Annotated in this window: 1 protein-coding gene (running past one end of the window); it reads left to right on the top strand. The window is 62.3% G+C overall.

Features of this window, described 5'->3' with window-relative positions:
* The first annotated feature begins 30 nt into the window (after positions 1 to 30).
* On the top strand, positions 31 to 23,966 hold the 5' portion of the coding sequence (locus ACKWJN_RS13975) for a beta strand repeat-containing protein (RefSeq protein ID WP_408597869.1). 14,302 nt of this gene lie beyond the right edge of the window; the window shows 23,936 of its 38,238 coding nt (coding positions 1–23,936); it begins with the start codon at positions 31 to 33; the stop codon falls past the right edge of the window.

Raw genomic sequence — 23,966 nt, 5'->3', positions numbered from 1 at the left:
TCCTTCGTGGGCTTGGGCAACGACGTCAAAGTGGCGGCCACGAATGTGGCCGTGGCGGTCAACCAAGCCGATGGCGCAGCGACCACGGTGGTCGACTACGGCCTGAGCGACCCGGCCAACGCCAACAGCGCGCGCAACACGGTGATGCACATTGCCACCGGCACCACCAGCACGATGGCGCTCAAGATCGATGGCGCCAAGGGCGAGATGAAGCGTGCCAGCGGCCACTTGGTGCTGGACGTGTACGGCTTCTTCCAAGTCGAAGGTGACCTGGCGATCGAGAGCAGCACCGCCGCCGTCAAGCTGGCCAAACAAACCGGACAGAACACAGGCGAAGCGGTCAATGTCGATTTGCTGAGCGTGGGCGGCAGCAACTTGAGCGCCTTCGCGGGCATCAACGGCGGCACCGCCAACCAGCTGGGCCTGTCGATGACGGGCGTGAACTTCGGCTTGGCGCTGATGACCGAGCAGTTGGCCCCCAACAGCAACGCCGCCGCCCGCAAATGGACCACCTTGCAAGCCGATGCCGCGTTTGTGGGCTTTGTGGGCCTGGGCAACAACATCAAATTGCAAGCCACGGGCATCACCGTGGGCGTCAACCAAGCCGATGGCGCTGCGACCACGGTGGTCGACTACGGCTTGAGCGACCCGGCCAATGCCAACAGCGCACGCAACACGGTGATGAACATTGCCACTGGCACCACCAGCACGATGGCGCTCAAGATCGATGGCGCCAAGGGCGAGATGAAGCGCGCCAGCGGCCACTTGGTGCTGGACGTGTACGGCTTCTTCCAAGTTGAAGGCGACTTGGCGGTCGAGAGCAGCAGCACCCAAGTGACCTTGGCCAAGAAGGCCAACCAAGCCACGGCCGAGACGGTGAATGTGGACCTGCTGAGTGTGGGCGGCAGCAACTTGACGGCCTTCGCTGGTATCAACGGCGGCACGGCCAACCAGCTGGGTCTGTCGATGACGGGCGTGAACTTCGGCTTGGCCATGCTGACCGAAAAAATGGCCTCAGGCAGCACCACCCCAGCGCGCAAGTGGACCACCTTGCAAGCCAATGCCGGTTTTGTCGGCTTTGTGGGCCTGGGCAGCAGCGTCACGGTGCAGGCCACGGGCATCACCGTGGGGGTGAACCAGGCCGACGGCGACGCCACCACCGTGGTGGACTACGGCTTGACCGACCCATCGAACGCCAACAGCGCGCGCAAGACGGCGCTCAGCATTGCCACCGGCAGCACCAGCGCCATGGCGCTGACCCTCGATGGGTCCTTGGGTGAATACGTCCGCGCCACGGGCCATTTGAAGATTGATTTGTTTGGCTTTGTCCAAGTCGAAGGTGACTTGGCGGTCGAGTCGCGCGACACCAGCGTCAAGCTCGCGGCCAAGCCCGGCAAAACCGCCGAGGTGGTGGCTGTGGATGCGCTCACCATTGGCGGCTCGCACCTCAATGTGTTTGTCGGTGTCAACGGCGGCACCTCAGACGCCATCGGCTTGCAGTTGGTGGACATCGATTTCGGTTTGGCCATGTTGTCGTCCAAGAGCGATCCATCGCGCACCTGGACCGCGCTGTCAGCCAGTGCCAGCACGGTGGGCTTTGTCGGCTTCCTCGACTTCTTGCCCACGGTGCGCAACCTCCAGGTTGACCTCAACCAAGCTGGCCGTGACGGCGACCAAGTGGTCGACTTCAAAGCCCAAAACCTCGACATCCTCACCGGCACCGGCAGCCATGTGACCCTCAAGCTCGACGGCTCGGCGGGCGAGTTGTTGCGCGCCGAAGGCGACGTGACCCTCAAGTTGCTCGACTTTGCTTTGTTCCAAGGCCGCATCGGTTTTGAGAAGTACACCCCGTCATCGCCCTTGATCGTCAAGAACTCGAACGGCAGCGAAAGCTCGGTGCAAGCCGAGTCGATGATGGCCATCACCGGCACCAACATCACCGCGTTTGTGGGCTATGCCGATGGCGGTTTTGACACCAGCAAAACCCTGACCCAGCAAGCCGACCACCTGTATGGCTTTGGCGTTCAGGGGGTGGACTTTGGGGTCTTGATGACCAACGCCGGCGGCCAGTCCTACACCGCCGTCAAAGCGCGCATGGACAACGCCCGCTTGTATGGCATAGACCCCAGCATCTTTGAGTTGTCTGCCGATGGCCTGAGCTTCAACTACGCCAGCGCCAACCCCAGCAAAGGCGTCATCGACTACGCCAAGTCTTTCAACGGCGGCTTGGCCTTGGGCTCGGCTGGCCACATCGTGATTGACTTCAACAACCAAAAGATGGGGGTCTATGCAGAGCGTGCCACGCTGGCGATCTCGGACTTCTTGTACTTCAGCGGTGCCATCGGTTTTGAGAATGTCGATTACGCCGACCGACTCAAAAACAGCGCCGGTGCCACCGTGCGCGGTGCCAAGGGCTTCTCGATCGGCGGCGCCAACATCACCGCGTTTGTGGGTTATGCCGACGGCGGCATTGACCGCACCAAGACCTTGGCCCAGCAGGCCGACCATCTGTATGGCTTTGGCGTCGACAAGCTGAGCTTTGGCTTCTTGAGCCTGCAAGACCAAAGCGGCATCAGCTACGACTCGCTCAAGGCCCATGCCGACACGGTGGCGGTGTACGGCTTCAACCCCAATGACTTCCAGTTGACTGTGTCTGGCTTGGACATTGAATACAACAGCGCCTCCACCCCCGGCAAAGAGCTGGACTTCACGGGTGACAAACACCTGTCGGTGGCCACCGGTGCCACCCCGATCGATTTGGACTTCAAGGGCGACCGCTTGGGGGTCTTTGCCAACGATGCGTTGCTCAAAATTTCCAAATTCGTTTATGTGCGCGGCGCCATCGGCTTCCAAAAGGGCAGCTTTGGCGACATGGTCGACAGCTCCGGCAGCACGATTCGCGGCTTGGAGGGCTTCACCATCGGCGGCGACCACATCGACGTCTTTGTCGGCTTTGCCTCGGACGGCATCGATGGCTCCAAAACCTTTGCCGAGCAAGCCAGCAGCCTGTACGGCGTCGGTGCCGAGGGCATCAGCTTTGGCTTGATGAGTGTCAAGTCCAAGGCGGGCACCGAGTACACCGCCTTGAAGGCCCATGCCGACAGCGTGGCCATTTACGGCTTCAACCCCAACGACTTCCAGTTGTCGGCCACCGGCATTGACATCGCGGTCAACAACGCCTCGAACGAGCAAAAGACGATCGACTTCGCCGCCAGCTTTGCCAGCACCCACGGCTACTCTGTGCGCACCGGCGGCACCCCGGTGTTGCTGGACATGCGCAACGAGGTGTTGTCGGCCTCGGTGGCCAACGCCACCTTGCGGATTTCGGAGTTTGTCTACATCTCGGGTTCGTTCGCGTTCGAGAAAGGGGCCGAAGTCGAGCTGGCCGCCAACACCTTCTTGGGCACCATCGACCACGTCAAGGCCGAGGCCATGACCATCGGTGCCAGCCACGTCCAAGCCTTTGTGGGCGTGGGCGGGCCTTACCGCACCGACACCAACGGCGATGGCCACATCACCGTCGCGGATGAGATCAACCCCGCCGCCATGGGCTTGGTGGTGGACGACTTCAGCTTCGGCATGGGCATCTACAAAGCCAAGACGAACCTGGATGCGCCGCTGTCCAACGTGGTGGTGGGCACCAAGTTCACCGCCTTGCGTGCCACCGCCAACAAGATTGGCTTGGTGGGCATTGGCGACGCGTTCAAGTTCTCCCTGGACGATGTGGTGGTCGAGGTCAACTCCAGCAGCAACAAGTTGTTTGTGGCCGACTTCACCCGTGGCGGCAAGGTGGCGGGCTTGAGCGTGCCCACCGGTGACCCCGCGTCCCCGGTGTTGCTCAACTACACCAACGAGATCATCAGCGCCACCGTGGGCCATGCGGTGGCCAAAGTGGCTGGCGTGCTCTACCTGGAAGGCGGCTTCACCTTCCAAAAACGCATCATCGATGCGGTGGACTTCCACATCCCCGGCACCGCGATCCGCATGTCGGGCGACGCCTTGGTGGTCGCCGGTTTGAACGTCAGCGCTTTTGCCGGTATCCGTGGCCCCTACATCACCGACAGCAACCACAACGGCTCGTTCGCCGACGAAACGCCCAACACCGACGCCATTGGTTTTGCCATCGCCGACCTTGACTTTGCCTTGGTCATGATGTCGCCGTCTTTGGCAGGACAAACGGCCACCCAGGTGCAGTTCTTTGGCTTGACCGCCACGGCGGGCTATGCCGGTCTGGTGGGCACCGACCCCTACCTGACCCTCAACGCGCAAGACGTGGTGTTCCAGTTCAACGGCGCCTTTGCAGCGGGCTACCCCATCCCCATGGTGTACGCCGACTTCTCGTCCATCCACACGGGCGACCACACCGGCTTGGACATCCCGATTGGCAGCAACACGACGGCCTTCAACGTGAACTTCGATTCGAACTTCTTGCGGGTCGGCATGACAGCCAACCTCGGGGTGTTCAATTTGTTCACCCTGCACACGCATTTCGACTTCAGCTTCACGCTGCCGTCGACCGGCAGTTTGATTCCGACCATCGACCTCTCGAGCCTCAAAAACTTGTTGCCAGAAGTCTCGCCCTCGACGCCAGACTGGCTCAAGGACGCGATGTCGACCATCAAGAACATCAACTTGTCGATCGGGATCGATGGCATCAGCGGGGACATTGAAATCCCCAACATGAACATCAACCTGGGTGGCTTTGTTTACATCCAGGGTGACTTCAAGCTGAGCTTGGGCGTCAACTTCACCGCCGACGCCGCCACCGGCTTGGACCCCTTGATTGGCAAGTTGGTCGACAAAGCGGTCAATGCGGCGGCCAGCGCCATCATCCCGGGTCTGCCAGGCGACAAGGTCTTGAAGTACTTGCTGGATGTGTCCGACGACTACTCGGTCATGCACAACGTCAAGTTCAAAGGCGTGTCCTTTGGTGCCAGCGACGTCAACATCTTCGTCGGTGGCGGTCGCCCCGATTTCAGCCAACCCTTGGCCAACCAATCGGGCTTGGTGGGTTTTGGTTTGCAACACCTGGACTTGGCGATTGGCGTGTTCACCGCGCAGTTGCCCCAGTTCTTCAATGCCCAGTCGGTCACCTCGATTTACGCCAAAGCCGACGAGTTGGGTGCCTATGGCTTTGGCAACGTCCTCAAACTCTTGGGCCGCGACGTCAAGGTCGAGGTCAACACCGGCGGTGAAGTCTTGGGCGGCCTGTTCCGCGCCATGCCGGTGTACTCGGGCATGCGCAAGACCGACCCGATCTCGGGCATCACCACCGTCGGCTTGCCTGTGGGGGCAGGTGCCCACCCGATCACGCTCAACTTTGATGGCCATGAACTGATTGGTTTGGACATTGGTCTGGCCGACATCGTGGTGGCCGACTTCTTGTACTTGCGGGGTTCCTTGGCTTTCCGCAAGGGCGATGTGTTCAACGTCAAGGTGGAGATGAACGGCTTGAAGCCGCTGCTGCAAGACCTCAGTGCGGTCACTGGCTTGGGCATGGACTTCAACGACCTCAACATCAACGTCACCGCCATGACCTTGGGCGGCGCCAACCTGAGTGGTTTTGCCGGCGTGGGCGGGCCATACCGCTACGGCCCCGACCTGAACCACGACGGCATGTTGGACAACATCAACGCCGGTGCCGTCGGCTTGGCGATTGACAACGTCGACTTCGGCTTGGCCTTGATGAAGCCCTCCATCTTTGCCAACATCCAAGCGCTGGAAGCGTCCTCGCCTCAGTTTGTCTCGGCCAAGGCCAACATCGCCAACGCGGCCTTGGTGGGCATCGACCCATCGTTGATCTCGGCCAAGATGCAAGACATCGAGGTCAACATCAACACTTTCATGATGGGCATGACCTATGTGGACGCGGTGTTGCAGGTCTTAGGCCCACCTTACATCGACTTCAAACACAGCCAGTCTTTCAAAGACTTCACCGAAGACACCAACCACAACGGCGTGTTGGACTTGGGCGAAGACTTGAACGCCAACTTGCGCCTCGACCCGGGTGAAGACCTCAACGGCGACGGCATCTTGCAGCTCAGCGAAGACCGCAACCAAAACGGCATCATCGACACCGCCGGCTTTGCGCTGCCTGCGGGCGGCAACAACATGGTGTTCCTGGACTTCAACAGCGAGATCATCCAGGCCAAAGTGGGCTATGCCGAAATCAACTTGGCGGGCTTCTTGCAAATGTCGGCGTCGATGGCCTTCACCAAGCGCAGCGGCGAAGTGGTCACGCTCTCCAACGGCGAGCAAACCACCGTCACCACCTTGGCCATTGGCATCAGCAACGGCAACGCCTTCATTGGCATTCCAAGCTTCGAGGGCGGCAAGCCACGGGGCTACTTCTACGACAAGAACGGCGACGGCCGCATCCACGGCGACGAAACCAACCCCAACGCCGTGGGCATGGCCATCGTCAACCTGAACCTCGGTTTGTTGGTGGCGGCCGAAACCGTGATCAGCATGGCCGGCATGAAGTTGGGCGTCTACATCGCAGGCCAAGCCACGATCGACAAAGTGGGCCTGGTGGGCGTGCCCGATTCGGTGGTGCTCGAAGCCACCGGCTTGCGCTTGGACATCAACATGGGCGCGCGCTTGACCATCGCCACCGGTTTCCACCGCGACGAGGCCACCAATGCCGTGTCTTACGACAGTGGCAACGCAGGCGCCTCGTTCTCGCTGACCACCATCGATTTTTCCAAGAGCACCTGGATCGACCCGGGCACCACCAAGTACGACACCTCGGACGACGTGGTGCGCAAAGGCTATGCGATTGAAACCGGCGATCCTCAGCACCCCATCGTGCTGGACTACTCGGGCATTTACCTTCGCGTGTATGGCCAGGCCAATTTGAGCTTGTTTGGCTTGGTCAAAGCCCACGGTGTGCTGGACTTCCGCTTCAGCGAAGCCGATGGCTTGGTGGTGTTTGCCGACGTGGGCATTCAAATTGGACCGGACGCGTTCAACATCAGCTCGCACGCCACGGGCTTGTTGGTCATCAATTCCAAGGGCATTGCGGCCCGCTTGAAGATCGACCAAAGCATCGACCTCGGGCCGGTGGCCAAGATCTCGGTGCAGTTCGATCTGTCGCTCAACTCGTTTGGCACCCGCGTGGTCTACAACGTGCCGCCCGAGTTTGTCAAAACCGTGGGCTTCAGCGAATTCGTCATCGAGGCCTACCCACCCGGCAAGCCCACCTGGGTCGGCCCGTACGTGGCCTTGACGGGCAAGGGCGATCTGGACTTGTTCAGCGGCGCCTTGACCCTCAAGGGCGACTTTGCGCTGATTGCCTCGTTCTCCAATGGCGTGTTCCGCCTTGAGTTGGGTGTGTCCGCCGAACTGGCCATCGAGCCGATTGCCAAGTTGAATGCCACTGGCACCTTGGGCCTGGTGGTCGACGGCGACCATTCAGGCATTTACGGCAGCTTGGAGATTGGTGGCGCGGGGGCCGAGTCGATCTTGATCAACGGCGGCGACGCCTTCAAGGTCAAGGGCCGCTTCCTGCTGCAAATCAACACCACCAACCAAATTCAAAAAGCCCGTGGCCGCGATGCCAAGGGCAATATTTACGACCCCGTGACCGGCGACGTGGTGATGGTCGACCTGACGCCGCAGTCGCTGCGCATTTCGGGCCGCACCGAAATTGACATCGGCCCGCTGGCCATGAAGGGCGCCATCGATTTGCTGATCGACAGCCACGGCATCCAAGCCGCCATGGACGTGTCTCTTGACTTGGGTGCCTTTGGCGAAGTGGCCGTCACCGGCGCGGCCGCGTTTGGCCTGGACGCCAACAACGACCCCTACTTTGCGCTGTACCTGGGCTTCAAGATCCAGCTCGACATTGCCATCATCAAGATCAAGGGCAGTGCGATCTTGCAGATCAACACCAGCTCGCTGCCCTACACCACCTTGAACGGCCACACCATCGCGGCCCAAACCTACTTCGACCTGGCCATCATCGGCTCGGCCGATCTGTATTTGTTCAAGATCGAATTTGCCGGCCACATGAGCGTCATTGGTGACGTCTTCACCTTGTCGCTGGACGGCAAGCTGGACTTCTTTGGCGTGATGGAAGTCGAAGTCGGTGGCTACATCGACTCGCACGGCTTCTTCGAGTTCCACGGCAAGATCGAAATCGACATCCACCTGGGCCCCTTGCACCTGAATGCCGGCGCCAGCATGTTGCTGAGCAACCACCCCACACGCTTCCACGCGGCGGTGTGGGGCTCGCTGGACTTTGAGCTGCATATTGGTTTCATCAACATCGACTTCACCTTGGCGGGCTTCCGTGGCGAGATCGACATCACGCCTTCCAGCGCCTACTTGGCCGCCCGCGTCACCGTCATGGGCATCTCGGTGTCGGGCAGTTACCTGTGGTCGTGGGCCGATCCTCCGCGCATCAGCTACTTGCAAGACGACGGCACCTTGGTGCTCAACACCGGCGATGCATCGGGCCGCTACGGCGACAAGACCTACGACGACATCACCAACGAAGGCACCTCGGTCGAGTACGACGTGGCGACCGACAGCTACTTGGTGCGCTCTTTGGGCGTGGTCAACTACTACGCACGCAATAGCGTCAAGCGCGTCTATGCGCGCGGCGGTGCGGGCAACGACTCGTTCTACATTTCTGAAGGCGTCAATGCGGTGCTCGACATCGACGGCGGCGCGGGCAACGACAGCTTCCTCATCATGGGTGGCGCCGCAGGCAGCCGGGTGGTGGGCAATGTGGGCAACGACGAGTTCGTGGGTGGCGCGGTCAACGGCATCCAGTACTTTGGCGATGACCCGACCAATGTCTTGTCCAGCGGCAACGACCACTTCGCCGGTGGCCGCGCCGACGAGTACATCGACATGGGGGCGGGCAACGACACCATCTCGGGCGGCCCCGGCAGCGACACCATCATCGTGCGCGGTGGCAACACCAGCATCGAGACTGGCCCGGACAGCGATTTGATTTTGCTCACCCCCAATGCGGGCCACATCTCGATCAAAGGCGGCACTGGGTACGACACCTTGCGCGTCCTGCCGATGAACACCGAGGTGCCGCTGGAGTTGGGCGACCACAAGCTGCGCTACGGCGTGTCGTCGGGCGAGCTGGTCATCACCTTCAACGACGCCCTCGATGTGATCGAGATGAGCGACACCGCCGCCGTCACCCGCCTGACCACCACCACCGACGTCAACTGGGGCGCCACCGGTTTGTCTCTGTATGCCGCTGGCACAGTCGATGTCAGCCAGGCCCATTTCAAGGCCTCTGAGGGCTTGTTGAGCATCAGCGCCGACCGCTTTGTCGGCACCTTCAACACCGAGGTGGGTTCGATCAGCTTGGAGTCGCGTGGCACCCACGCCCAGGCGTCGGACATCACCGTCATCGAGCGCGACAGCTTGCGCGTGATCAACGACCGCTGGAATGCGGGCGGCTTGACCACCCACGACGGCCGCGTGTCGGTGTTGCTGCAAGACGCCGAGTCGCTGTTGTCCTTGGATTCGGGGTCGATCAGCACCTTCTCGTCGGGTCAAAACATCTCGGTGGTGGCCGACGACATCGACTTTGCCTCCGGCGACAACCACGTCTCGGGCACCGGCGTCTTGAGCCTGATGGCCCACACCCCAGGCCAGGGCTACCAAATTGGCGGTGCGGGCCAGTCGCTGTATGGCCGCGACCAGTCGATCGCCGGCAAAACCGGTTCCATGGCCTTGGGCATGCGCGACTTGTCGGCCTTGAAAGACGGCTTCACCGAGATCGACATTGGCGCCAAGACCACCGGTTCCAAGATGGTCATCGGTGACGTCAACGACATCACCGTGGGCGTGTTCGACTTCAACGCCAAATTCACCGACGTCGTCAAACTGGCCGCCGATGAAATCGTGGTCGCGGGCGATGTGGAAACCGCTGCCGCGCTGTACACCAACAGCCGTTTGCTGGAAGTGCGTCGCCAAAACTTCTACTCCCAACTCGGCGCCAACTCGGGCTTGAATGGCCCCACCTTGGACATCACGGTGTCCGAGCAAGCGCTGATCAGCGGTGTGTTGGTGGCCGACGCGTCGGTGCGCATCAACGTCAGCGGCAGCACGGGCCAAGGCGGCTATGTCTCGTATGGCGCTGAGGCCAACAGCTTGACCGCCGACGTGGGCTCGGTCATCCACACCACCCAAGCAGGCGGTCACATCAGTGTGCAGACCTCGGGCTCGGTCATCAGTGCCGCCGGTGTGTTTGCCGATGGGGCAGGGGCCTCCATCGTGATGGATGCGGGCGGCAGCATGACCCTGCTGAGCGGCGCCACCGTGGCCGCTGCGGGCAGCAACGCGTCGATCACGATGTCCTCGCAGGACTTCATGCACATGAACCCCGGCAGTGCGGTCACCGCCGGCGCCATCTTTGCCAACGGGTCACCCACCCCCACCCTGACCGGACCGGGCGCTTCGGCCTCTTTGACCTCGGTCGGTGAGATGACCTTGAGCGGCGACCTCACGGTGGCCGGTGCGTTGACGGTGTCTGCGGGCGAAACCCTCAATGCAGGCGCCAGCTACTTTGACAACATCGACGGCAAAGCCGTGCAAGTGGTGGCCACCAACCTGCCTGCTGCGCTCACCCAAAGCGGCCAAATCACCACCGGCCTGAGCCAGCTGGCCCAGGGCAACCTGAGCAGCGACTTGACGGCCCTGGTGCAGTCCACCGCCTTGGGCGTGAGCGGCTCGCTCAGCGTCACTTCGCTGGCCAACTTCACGCCCTTTGCCACCTTGAGCGACTCGCAAAAAGCCTTGGTGGCCACGCAACTCGGTTACACCCCGTATGCCAGTGGCTTTTACAACCCGGTCACCGGCGTGTTCCGCCAAACCTTGCAACAGGGTGGGGCGGTGGCCGCCACCGGGTACACCCAGTACAACGGGCTGACCTTGGTCAAAACCGACGCGGCAGGTCACATCCAAGTGGTGCAGGGCTTGGCGCAAGGCGTCTCGGCCGACTACAACAACGCCCAAATCGATTGGGCTGCGGCCGGTGTGTCCGCGCCTGCGGCAGGGGCTGGGTTTGACAGCCTGACCGGTGCCCAAAAACTGGTGGTGGCAGCGCACCTGGGCTATGTGTTTGACTACTACGCCATGCCTGGCGACCTGTGGGACGGTGGCGGCGATGTGCCGGTCAACCCGGTGGCCCGCCCCGATGTGAACGCCTCGTGGTTTGAGTTGACGAACCAACAAAAAGCCATCGTCACCGATTTCATCGACCACGTCACCAGCACGCCAGCACGTGCCACCGACCCGGCGCACCCGAACGACCCGACCAAGTACATCATGGTCGACCGTCCGGTGGTCAAGAACTTCTTCAACCTCAGCGCGGCGGCGGGCAAGCAGTTTGTCCAGACCTTCCAGCAAGGGGCGATGACCGACTACCAAAACGACAGCGTTTCCTGGGGCAGCGTGGCCAAGCCTGCGGCCAACACCAGCTTTGCCCAACTCAGCGATGCGCAGCAGCAAGTGGTGGCGTCTTCGTTGGGTTACACGGTTTACCGCAACGGCGTGTGGGTCAACCCCAATGCCTTGCCGCTCAACCAAGTGGTCACGGCGGTGGGCACGGCCGACTTCTCGATCGAGAGCATCGACTGGGGCGGCGTGGCCGCACCGGCCACCCATGCCACCTTCCAAGACCTCACGGCGGCGCAACAAAACTTGGTGCTCAAGTCGCTGGGCTATGCCGCCTTGCACAAAGAGGTGTTCGTCAATGCCAATGCCGAGCCGGGCAAGCAAATCCTCACCAGCCTCAAACAAGAAGCCGCCACCGACTACAGCCTGCAACACCTGAGCTGGGGCGCGGTCACCGTGCCGGTCGATGGCTTGCCGTTTGATGCGCTGACCGCCGAGCAACAAAGCGTGGTCATGGCCAAGTTGGGCTACACCCGCTGGAACGGCACCGTTTACTACAACGCCGACCAAGTGGTGGCCAAGCAATACCGCCTGAGCTTTGAGGAAGGCGCTGGCAAGGACTACACCAACGCGGGCATCCGATGGAACGATGTGGACGTGCCCGCCGCCGGCACCGACTTTGCCCATTTGACGGTCGAGCAACAAGCCCGCGTCTTGGGCCAAACCGGTTTTGTGCAGTACGGCTCAACGGTTTACGTGCGTGAGGCCAATGGCAGCACCCCCGCCAGTTTGCGCACCTCCTTCGTCGAGGGCCAAGGCGGCGACTACCGCAACAGCGACATGACCTGGGGCAGTGGCGACGCGGTCAAGACCAACCGCTGGTTGGTCACCGACAACGCCGATGCCTCGCGCCGCTTCATCGTGTATGCGCTCGACGCCAACAACGACGGCACCGCCGAAGCCCTGCAAATCCGCGAGGTCCATCCCTTGGTGGGTCAGCGTGGCTACGGCTTCTTGATGACGGGCACGGTCAACACCTTCGAGGCCAACACGGCGCTGGACATTTCGGTGAAAAACGCCGCCATCGTGCGCGGCAGCTTCAACCTGATGGGCGAGGGCTCCAGCCTGTCGATCCAGTCCGACACCTGGACCTACTGGGAAGGTGAAGCCACCGTGCCGGGCAACATCAGCCTGATCGGTGGCGTCAGCAGCGCGGGCGTCAACCTGAGCCACGGCAATGCCGATGGCACCAGCCTGTATGTGCACGCCGCGTCGAGCCTGTACTCGAGCGCCGCCGCTGGCCAAATCTTGTTGCAGGGCGGACGCGATGTCGAGATCCATGGCCGTGTGGTGGCCGGTGGCGTCAACAGCGCGCAAAACGGCATCGAGTGGACGGGCGACGACGCGCGCATCACGGTGGTGGCCGGAGAACAAATCTTGGTCGACACCGCGCTCACCGCCACCGGCACCGTGAGTTTGACCACCACCGTCGCCACCAGCTCCGACGATGCCGGCATTGGCGTGTTGGTCACCGCCGCAGGCGGCTTGACCGCCATGGCCCAAACCAGCAGCAACAGCGTGGGGGCTTCGGTCTTGGTGGATGCGGTGGGCGACATCAGCATCATGGGCCATGTCACCGCAGGGGGCGAGGTCAAGCAGGTGTATGCCAACGGACATTTGGTGTCTGAGACCGTGGACTGGGTCGACAAAACCTCCAACATCAACCTGCGCTCCTTGGGCGCGGTCTACTTGGGCGGCACCACCACGGCGCGCGACGGCAGCACGGCCGAGTTGGGCGGCACCTTCCAGGCGCACGACAACATCACCGTGACGGCAGGCATCAACAGCCACTACCTGGGTGTGCGCTTGCCAGGCAGCGGCAAGGTCAGCACCTACAACCCCGATGGCCGCATCGACATCACCGCCAGCGGCGACGCCTTGATCGACGGGCGCATGGTGGCTGGCGGCGAAATCGTCGACTACTACGACACCACCGGCGCCTACCTGGGCAGCATCCCGCGCTATTTCGAGGGCGACTCCACCATCACCATCGATGCGCGTGGCCAAGTGACCTTGGGCAAAGGCCTGGTCGCTGGCAAGCTGATCGCTGTGCGCGGCGGCGTGGGCCACACGACGGCCACCGTGCTGCACCCCGAGTTGGACGACGGCGTGGTCTTGGGCGGCAATGTGCGCTTGAGCACCTTCCGCGAAAACAGCGAAGTGCGCCTGAGCGCCGATGGCGACCTGACGGTGTCCACCCCCGCCTGGACGCAGGAAATTGTGGCCGACGGCTTTGCCGAGTTGGCCAGCGGCGCACTCGGTGGCAACGCATCGTTTGGCATCCACGTCCACACAGGCGCTCTGGCCAGCGACAACATCTTGGCCCAGGGTGTTGTCAACGTCAGCACCAGCCTGACCCAAGGCAACACTGACCTGCTGGCCCTGGTGGCCGATGTCCAAGCGGCGCTGTCGAGCATCGGCATCGCCGACACCGTGGTCAAGGTCCGCTTGGTGGACGGTCGCTTGCAACTGACCAGCAGTGGTTATCTGTTTGACATCTACACGGTGGCCGGCGGCAACGCCGAGCGCTTGGGTTTCAACCAGATCGCCACCGCTGTTTCCCTGCGCACCACCGGCGCCACCACCTCGGCCCGCATGGCGGCTTTGGAAGCCAGTGCCCGCGGCTCCTTGGTGACCATTGGCGACCCCTCCAAAGAAAGCGGCTCCATCAGCTTGATGGGCTACGTCAAAGCCTACGACGCCATCCACCTCAACACCTTGGTGCGTGCATCGGGCGCCCAAAGCGTGTTGTTGTCGTCCACCAGCGTGATGGAAACCTTGAGCGGCGGCATGGTGCTGACCCCGGCCGGCAACGCGGTGCTCGAAGGTGACCTGATCGCCCGTGGCCGCTACGCCGACATCGTGGTGCAAGCCAAGCAAACGCTGGTGATCAAGGGCAGCTTGACCGCGCAGCGCGACATCTTGATCAGCGCCGGCACCGAAGCCGCCGTGCGTGCGGGCGAGGTGAGTTTGCGCACCGAGGGCACCAGCCAGTTGCTGACCCTCGACGCCGGTGGCCGCATTGTGCTGACCGGCCTCAACGACGTGGTGATCGACAGCACCATTGGCAAAGGCAACCCCACCTTGGGTCGCTTGGACATCACCTCACAACAAGGCACCTTGACCCTGGCCCGCACCAGCGGCTGGTTGGAAACCGGGGCCTTGATGACCCTCAACGGCAAGAACGTGGTGGTCAACGGCGTGCTCAAGAGCAGCTTGGCCACGGCCGCGGCTTACGATGACGAAGTGACCATCCGCGCCACCGACGACGTGACCTTGTCGGGCACCTTCACCCTCAAGGGTTCGTTGCGGGTCGACGCGGGCGGCAACTTGTTTGCCTACGACACCCGCATCTTGAGCGACGCCGTGGGCCAGCATTTGCTGCTGAGCGCGGGTGGCAACGTGGGTGTGGGCACGGCCTACGGCAAGAGCGGCGGCGCGGTGATCGAAGCCAACACCGATTTGAAAGTGCAGGCCAAGGGCAACATCTTGATGGGGGCCGACAGCCAGCTGGCCACCATGGCCCACAGCAGCACCGCCTTGATCTCGGGCGCCAACGTGCAAATTTTGGGCGCGGTCATGGCCGGCGCTACGTTTGACCCCGCGCACGCCACCTTCAGCTGGAGCGGCAAGCTGGCGAGCTTGGACATCCAAGCCTCGGCGGGCTTGGTGCTGGGCAACACCAACGTGGGCGGCTCGTTGCGGGCCACCGGCCGCATCAATGTGCAGGCCGCTGGCGACAACCGGGGTGTGGGCATCGACATGTCGCGCGCCAGCGCCATCGTGTCGGACACCACGGGCAAATTTGACAGCCTGACAGCGGCATGGACCGAAGTCCAGGCCGGCGGCGACGGCAACATCGTGCTCAACAGCGACGGCAACATTTGGTTGCGCGGCAATGTCTCGACACCTGACGTGGGCGGCGACATCACCATCACCTCGCGCAGCCAGGTCATGATCGACGGCCTGATCTCGGCCAACGACCTCTTGACCATCACCGCTGGCACCCACAGCAGCAAAGTGGCGGTCTTGGTCAGCACCTTGGTGATGGACGGCGGCACCTATGTGTCGGGCGGTACCTTGGACACGGCAGCAGGCGGCACCATCAACGTGCTGGCCACCGACAGCGTGGTGATCAGCGGCGTGGTCGGCCAGCGCGATTTGGGTCTGGCCAAAGTCGGCTTGTTGCACATCGAGTCCACCGCCCAAGACGTCAGCGTCTACCGCAACATCGACGTGCGCGACCATGTGGAATTGCTGGGCGGCACCATCAGCGTGTTGGCCGGCAGCTATGTGTACGCCACAGGCCTGAACTCGGATGTGTTCATCCGCGCGCGCACCCAGTTGTTTGTCTCGGGCAGCACCAATGTGTCGCCCGCACCGTCCAACGACGCGCTGATCAAGGCCGACAAACTGGTGCACTTGGTGGCCCCCAACATGACGGTCAACGGCATTGTGCAAGCGGGCATCGCCGGCTTGGGCGCGGCCAACGGCTTGGTGTTGTTCAACGCCAACCAGTCGATCACCATCAACGGTGGCTTGGTGTCGTCCGATGGCGACATCCAGCTCAATGCCGGTGTCGACATGTCGTGGAGCCGCACCCGCCTGGAACAGGCCATCACGCAAGACCAGTTGATTGGCGGCAACATCACCATCAAGAGCGATGCCGTGTTGTCCACCGCCACCGGCAAGGTGCAGGTGTTTGCCGGCGGCGATGTCACGCTGGATGCGGCGGCCTCGGTGTCGGGCACCCGCACGGTCAATGTGCAGTCTTACCGCACGGTGGCCGAGACCATCGAAACCGTGACCGGTTACCAACAGGTGGCCGTGGGTCAGGTGCAAGTGCCCGAAATCACCTGGGTGCAAACCCCGATCACCGAGATCACCGAATACAAAGAGTTCAAGGTCGGCAGCGAGTACACGACCATGGACGTGACCCTGACGCAAATCGGCTACTACAACCCGAATGCCCCGGTCAACCGCCGCTTTGTCGAGTACTTGGTGGAAGGCCTTGACTACACCAACGCCAACGTCAACTGGGCCAATGCGGCCAGCGAGGCCTTGCCAACCCAAACTTCTACAGGCCCGGGCACGAACTACAAAGACCTGAACACCTACAAAGATTTCTCGCAGCTGTCCGATGCCCAACGCCAGGCGGTGTTGAACTTCACCGGCTACAAGCCGATCTTCCAATTCGACTACGCCAACGCGGTCATCAAGAAAACCGTCAACGGCACCGCTGCGGCCGATCAGGCCTGGACCCCCACCTGGGCGGGTGCTGCGCAAGTGGTGTACTTCATCGACGTGGCGGGTTGGAAAGACCGCTACATCCGCATGCCCAAGGGCGCCAACGTGGACATCTTGCGCGTCGAGAGCCAGGGCCAAACCCAGTACCTCACGGGCGACACCACCAAGGCCACCGCCGCCACCTGGGCCAGCGCGTCTGCGACCGCCGCCCAAGCCGCTGCCAACGACACCCAAAGCGATGGCACCTGGGTCACCGTGCGTCCCGCCACCAACAGCGCGGGTGAATACGTGGGGCAGTTCAAAGAGTACGGCCAGGTCGACTACACCCAGCAAACCTCGAACTACTACTTCCCGGTCAACGGTTACCCAGCGGGTTACAACGAACCCCACGCCGCCAACGAAGACGGTCGCGGCATGTGGCTGGAAACCTATGTCACCAACAGCGGCATCAAGACGATTGACATCCAAGGCCGTGACCCCGACTTGGCCACCACCTTGGCGCGCGACCCGATGTGGCAATACACCACACCGGGCAACATCACGGCCTACAAGGACGACAAGAACACGGGCGAAGCCGACTTGGCGAGCGCAGCCATTCGCACAGCCATGGATGCCTACCAGGGCACGCGCTTCACCGACCGCATCACTGCGGCCAGCACCTTTGTCGACGCACTGGCCCTGGACACCTCTGGTTTTGCGCTGGTGGCCAGCCGCAACCGCGCCAACCAGTTCAGTTTCGAGTTCCGTTACTGGAGCGACTGGTCTCAGTTGGCACGCTGGCAACAGGACAACCAAGGCAACGGGGGTGAGTACAACCAGGTCTTGTTCTACAGCGCCTACACCGGCAACGACCAACACGCGGTGAAACCTGACATGACAGGTTCGCGTGTGGCCGTCCTGATCAAAGACAGTGGCGGCTACAACTACCCCTCCATCGTGGACGGCAACGTCACCAATGGCGGCACAACCTTGCCTTCTTCGGGCCAAGGCTGGGACGAGCTCAAGGGCTCGGTGGATTACACCGACAACACCGGTAAAAAAGGCGGTTCTGAATTCAACATCTATGAGGTCTATGGCCGCAAAGAAATTCAGAAGTACATCACCGAGACCTACACCGACTACACCTACAACTGGAATTCCAACTGGCACCCGATTTACGACCAGCGGATCAAGCAAAACTTCAAGATGGTGTCGCAAGACCGCGACATCTTCCAGAAACTGCCGGTGGAACAAACCACCTACCAAGATGTGATGGTGCTCAACTTCAAAGACGTCACCGTTTTTGAAACACGTCCGATCACGCAAACCCAAACGGTGCTCAAGACCGAGGTGTTCAATGACACCGCCTCGGCCCGTTCCTTTGGCAGTGCTGGCAGTTCGCTGGCGGCCAACCAGATCAGCATCAGCGCTGGGGGCAAGGTCAACCTGAGCGGCAAGATCGAAGCCACCACCACCTTGACCATCGACGCCAAAGACCTCTTGAGCGTCAAAGGCCTGGCCACCACCACGGTGACCGATGGCAATGGCAACACACAAACCGTGCCGATCACGTCCACCCTCAGTGGCGACACGGTGTCTGTGCGTGCAGGCCGTTTGTTGAATGTGGACGACTCGGGGCAAATCATCTCGACCCATGTGGGCAGCAGCGTCAACCCGGTGATCTCGATCACCTCGGGGCGCGACATCACCTTGGGCGGCGTGGTGCAAACCGACACCAGCACCGACCTCTTGGTCAGCGCCGGCCGCGATTTGGCCCTCTCGGCCAAGGTCACGGCAGGCGGGGTCAACTTGCAAGCGGGGCAGGGCGTCTCGCAAGACGGCAGTGTGTCGGCCGACGCCGACACCGTGGTCACCGCCACCCGTGTGGGCCTGGCCCTCACCGCAGGTTCGGCCGGCGGCAACATCGTGCTCAACAACGCCACCTTCTCGGCCACCCATGTGAACGCGGGCCTGCTGGACCAAAGCATCGTGCTGACCGCCGCCATGGGCCGCATCGAGCAAGTGCAAACACTGCGCTCGGTGACCAGTGGCGGTGTGACCACGCAGCAGACCTTGCCCAGCGGTTTGTTGACCGCCAACAAGGTGCAAGCCCGCGCCGCCTTGGGCATCGTGCTCAACACCCAAGTCAGCGAGGCCGTGATGGCCCTGACCGATGTGGGCGACATCGTGCTCAACAACGCCGGTGCCTTGCTGTTGTCGGATGTGCAGGTGCTCGACGGCGCTATCTCGGTGACCAACGCGGGCAACCTGAATGCCCTCAAAGTGCTGGCCTTGGGCAACAGCGACAAAAACGACATCAGCTTGCGCACCCAGTCGCGCACCGGTGTCTCGGGTGCCAACAGCTCAGACTTGCTGATCGGCGCGGTCAACACCGGCGCCAGCAGCGGCGTGATCCGTGGTGACTTGGCGTTCTACGTGCAAGGCACGATCGCTTTTGCCAATGCCACTTCGCCGATCAAGGCCGATGAGTTGACGCTCGAAGTGGTGGGGCCGTTGGGCACCGCCTTGCTGCCGGTCTACACCTTGGTCAACAGCCTGAACGTGCAGACCAACGGCGTGGGCGATGTGTATGTGACCCAAGGCGCCCAAAACTTGAAGCTCAACAGCGTCAAAGTGGCCAAGGGCTCTTTGACGGTGGTGGGTGGCGCCAACTTGGACTTGGTCGATGTGCGCTCCATGTCCAACAGCGACGCCAACGACATCGCGATCCAGGCGCAAGGCTCGATCTTTGTGCGCAGCATCTCGGCCGGTGTGTACGCCACCAGTGCAACCGACAAACCCGTGATCTACAACGCCGATGGCAGCGTGGCCACCTACACCGCGCTGACCTCGTATGGCGACATCAGTTTGCGCGCCATCACCGGTCAAGTGATCGAGACCTACACCGACGCCGCGCCCGACATCGTGGCCGATGTGCTGACGATCCAGGCCGCCACCGGGGTGACCGGCATCGAGATCGCCGTCAACCGTTTGGACGTGGTGACCAACGCGGGCGACATCCAACTGACCGACTTGGACGGTTACTTGGAGAACACCACCGGCTTGGACGTGGTGCGCGCGGTGGTGACCACCGCACTGGCAGGCCAAGACGCCACCCACAACGCCAGTGTGAGCCTGAGCGCGGTCAACGAACTGCGCGTGGGCCAGCGCACCACCTTGGGCACCGGCGACTACAGCGGTCAGGTGCGCGGCAACAGCATTGCCTTGACCAGCCAAACCGGCAGCGTGATGGTGAGCCGTCCCACCACCGGGCCTGCGGCGCTGGTCTACAGCCGTGCGGTGTCGTTTGTGGCGGGCGACTCGGTCCAGCTCTACCAGTACTTCGGCGCACCCGAGAAAACCGAATACCGCGCCGGCACCTACTTCCAGTTTGGCGATGCCAGCACCCAGATCACACGGGCTTTGCCGAGCGTGATCAGTTCTGACACGGTGATCTTCCAAACCGGTGGCAGCTTGAGCCTGTCCGGCACGATCTCGGCCAACTTGAAGCTCGAGTTGGTGGCCGGCGAAGACTTGACCGTCAGTGGCAGCGTGTTGGTCAAGTCACCGCACTTCGACACCACCGTCGACAGCGACGGCAAGATCGACCAAGTCATCTTGACCGCCAAGGGCGAGCGCGCGGTCATCAAGACCTTTGACACCTCGACCGCGGTGTCCATGCCGACCGGCTTCATCAACATTCAAACCAATGACTTGCCGGCCTTGGACTTTGAGATCCGTGCCAAGCGCGACATCTTCATCGAGCTCACCGACAACGCAGCACCGGGCGGCAAGCGCAATTGGTTGCTCAACGGTTTCGTTGGCGGCTTGACCGGCTTTGACGCCGCCTCCAACATCACCTTGCGCGTGCAAGGTGACCTGACCGTGCAAGGCGGCATCGTGGCGGCTGATGTCACGGCGGGTCAGTTGTCGCTGCGCGCCAATGCCATCAGCTCAGACGGCGCCTCGGTCTTCATTGCGCAAAACCTGGTGGTCGACGTGCAAGGTTCGGCGCAGCTCAACACCTTGGTCGAGCACATCACGGTGGATTCGCGCAACGCGGGCGACATCAGCGTCAACGAAGCCACCGACTTGATCGTCGACCGCATGGTGGCCAACAACGGCCGCATCGATGTGATCGCGGGCGGCAACTTGTACGCCCGTGACATCCGCAACACCGCCGACTACAAAGACATCGTGGTCAAGTCGGGTGCGGACATTTATGTGGACTACATCGAAGCGGCCACCTCGGTCGGCGCGCTCAAGCGCGCTGGCACGGTCACGGTCGATGGCAAGGGCACGCTCTACGAATGGCAGACGGCCCAGTTGCCCACCGCTGCGGCGGTGACCCCCCTGGTCTTAGCGTCGGCCTCTGCGGCCCAATCGACCCAGGTGGTGTTCGCCAGCCGCACCGTGGTTGTGGCCGATACCTATGGCATTCAAATTGACAACCGCAAGTACGAGGTGGTGGCCACGGTCGGCAGCACGGTCAACAGCTTGTTGACGGCTTTGGCGGTCAAGATCACCGCAGGCGAGGCCAATGTGTCGGCCAAAACGGCCAGCGTGTCGGGCACCACTTTGACCCTCACCTCTGGCGTGCGCAACCTGGTGTTCACGCTCTCGGGCTATGCCTTGACGGCCTATGACCAGCGCTCGGCCGACCTGTATGGTTACCAAGTCAATGTGCTGGGCACCACCACGCTGGCTCCGTTGTACCTGTCTGACCCCTCCAAAGTGGGCAGCGGCGCGGAGATGGAAGTGCTGTTCACGGCACAGGGCAACACAGGCTTGACGACCGGCCCAACCACAGTCAGACAAACCGCGGCCTTTGCCTCGGGCGGCGGCATCCAAAGCAGCACGGCCACTTCGTCGGTGGCTGCGGGCAGCAACACCGCCCAGGTGTCCACGGTGCAGTTTGCCCGTGTCTTGGGTTCGCAGTACGCGTACTCGTTCACCGTCACCTCGGGTGGTGTGGCCCACAGCTACACCGTGCAACCCGGCACCGGCGGTTTGTCCAGCAGCGCCAGCTGGAGCGATGTGTTGGCGGTCTTCAAGTCCACCATCGAAGCCGACAATGTGCTGCACGTCGATGCCGACGACACCACCCGCACCTTGACCTTGACGGCCCTCACGGCCAACCAAGCTTTCACCGTGTCGGGCTTGCAAATTTTTGAATCGGCCAACACCCCGGTCGACAACGCCTTGGACTCGGTGGGCAACATCCCAACGCAGGCGGCGGGCACGGGCGGCTTGCAAGTGTCTGACCTGGCCTTCGCGCCGGCGGCCTTGTCGGCCACGGGCGTTTACAGCGTGGTGGTCAACGGCAATCTGTACGCGACCCGCGTGGGCACCGACACCCGCCTGGTCCTCACCGGCGCTTCGTTGGACGAGCGGTCCGTGAAATTCGATGCGCTGGCCTTGGGCGTGGACGCCAGCTTGGGCACCGCCTCGGTGGTCAACAAGACGGTGTTGGATTTCACAGGCTTGGCTTTCTCTTCAGGCACCGGCGTCAAGGTGTCCGATGGCGCTACCGCCTTGGCCACCACCACGGGGGCACAGACCTCGGGCAATTACCTGAGCTACCTGGCCACCACCATCAGCGCCGTGTCGGGCTACACCGCCACGGTCTCGGGCAGTACCTTGGTGGTGACCAAGACCAGCAGCTTTGGGGCTGTGACCGTGACCGACAACGCCGGTGGCGCCCTGGTGGGCCCCACGGTGGGCACCGTCACGCAAGCGGTGGACCTGTCGGGCATGACCTTCCAAACCGGCTCGCAGTACACCGTCACTGTGGCGGGCACGGCGTACACCGTGACGGCGTCCACCGGCACCATAAGCACCGTGGCGACCGCCTTGGCCACAGCGGTCAACGCGGGCACGGCCACCCACCACTACACCGCCACTGCATCGGGTACCGGCATCGCCTTGGTCTTGTCGACCGGGGCTGCCAGCGGCACGACCCTGACCGTGAGCAGCCTGGTCAGCTTGAGCGGCTCCGAAGCCGCTTGGGTGTCCAAGGGTTCGCAAGGCCCGGTGGTGGTGGACCTGTCCACCGTCACCGCCCAAACCGGCGCGGTCTACAAGCTGACCTTGGGCACCACCGTGTACAGCTACACCGCCTTGGCAGGCAACACCATGACCACCATCGTGGATGCCCTCAAGACACAAGTCAATGCGGGCGCTGTGGCCACTGCGGTGGTTCAAACTTCCACCGTGGCGCAAACCTGGGCCTCGGTGCTGGGCGACTTGGAAACCCAAATTGAGCGCGGCGAACTTGTCACGGTGGTGGTTGACGACGCCAACGCCAAGTTGACCCTGACCTCGACCAGCATGGCCGACCTGTTCACCATCGACGCCGTGGGCGCCGACAGCTTGGGCATGGTCTCGCGCAGCGGCTCGTCGGCCAGCCAATTGGCCACGGCCACCTTGGCGCAGCAAGCGGTGGTCAAGATGTCGGCCGCCAACGCGGTGGCCACCGGCGACAGCTACAGCTTGGTGCTGCAAGACACCACGGGTCACACCAAGACCTACACCGTGGCCGCCGACTACAAAACCATAGTCCCGGCCACCATGCCCACCAGCGTGAACACCACCGTGGGCACGGCCACCGTGGCACAGGTCACCACCGTCGATTTCAGTGGCACGTTTGCCACGGGCATGACGTACAGCGCCTCGTTTGCCAACTTTGACAAGCAGGTCTCGGCCAATGCCTCGGGCGCCAGTTTGAGTGCCGTGTTGTCCTCGCTGGCCAGCAGCCTCAACGCCAGCGCTTCTGGTGCTTTCAGCGTCACGGCCACGGCCACCACCTTGGTGTTCACCGGCCTGGCCGGCAAAGACTTCTATGCCAGCGCCTATGTCATGCCAATGGCCTTGGCCTCGGTGACCAGCAATGGCGCCGACGTGGTGTTCAGCAACTTCACCCCGGTGGTGGGCCAGAAATTCAACCTGGGCCTGGCCTGGACCGCCGCCGACGGCAGCGCCAAATCCAAAAGCTTCAGTGCCACCGCCACCAGCACCGACTGGTCCAGCATCTTGACCGCGTTGCAAACCGCTGTGGCCACAGAAGCAGGTTTCAGCAGCACCGTGGTGGCGGGCAGCCGCACCTTGCAAGTGCGCTCCACGTTCACCGCAGCTTCGGTCTCCAGCGTGTCGGTCATCTTGTTGAGCGTCAAAACCCAAGCCGAGGTCTTGACCGACTTGGCGACCTTGGTCAACGCCGACACGGCCACCACCCACGTCACCGCATCGGCCAACAGCTCGGCCAAGTCCTTGACGCTCACGGCCAATGCCAACAACACGCCGTTCATGGT

Source organism: Limnohabitans sp. (assembly GCF_046052825.1).
Lineage (GTDB): Bacteria > Pseudomonadota > Gammaproteobacteria > Burkholderiales > Burkholderiaceae_C > Limnohabitans.
The sequence above is the reverse complement of the archived record's forward strand: the minus strand, read 5'-3'. Positions and strand labels throughout refer to the sequence as shown.